The sequence below is a fragment of the bacterium genome, from assembly GCA_020440705.1.
GTDB lineage: Bacteria > Krumholzibacteriota > Krumholzibacteriia > LZORAL124-64-63 > LZORAL124-64-63 > JAGRNP01.
On sequence record JAGRNP010000308.1, the window covers coordinates 1 to 609 of the forward strand.

At 58.0% G+C, this 609-nt stretch carries 1 protein-coding gene; it reads left to right on the forward strand.

Annotated elements, in window-relative coordinates; translation table 11 throughout:
- Positions 1 to 46 precede the first annotated feature (46 nt).
- Positions 47 to 609, forward strand: a 563-nt coding sequence (locus KDM41_18530) for an ABC transporter ATP-binding protein (protein MCB1185421.1), incomplete at its 3' end; no start/stop codon positions are given.

Consider the following 609-nt stretch of genomic DNA (forward strand, 5'->3'; position numbering starts at 1 on the left):
TGGCGAAACCATATCGTTCTTCCGCTCGGTAATGGAGAATCGATCCATGGCAGCTAATGTCATCACCGTCGACCAGCTCTCGAAAAAGTATCACGTCAGAAAGGTTGTCAATCAGGATCTGACTATCCAGGAGAAAGTCATTTCCGGCCTTACGGCACCGTTCAGACGTATCGGCAGGTTGCTTCAGGGGAACGCCGCCGCCGCCGCCGACCTCGATGAAGAATTCTGGGCACTACGGGATGTCTCGTTCACGGTGGGTGAAGGTGAAGTAGTGGCCATCATCGGCCGCAACGGCGCCGGCAAGAGCACCCTGCTCAAACTGTTGTCGCGCATTACGGAGCCCACGTCCGGAAGCGCCACCATAAGGGGACGGGTGGGCTCCCTCTTGGAAGTCGGCACCGGCTTCCATCCTGAACTGAGCGGCCGGGAGAACGTCTATCTCAACGGCTCCATTCTGGGCATGAAACGCAGCGAGATCGCCCGCAAATTCGATGCCATCGTGGCATTCAGCGAAATCGGCAAGTTCATCGACACGCCCGTGAAGCACTACTCCAGTGGCATGCGCGTACGTCTGGCTTTCTCCGTGGCGGCTCACCTCGAACCCGAGGT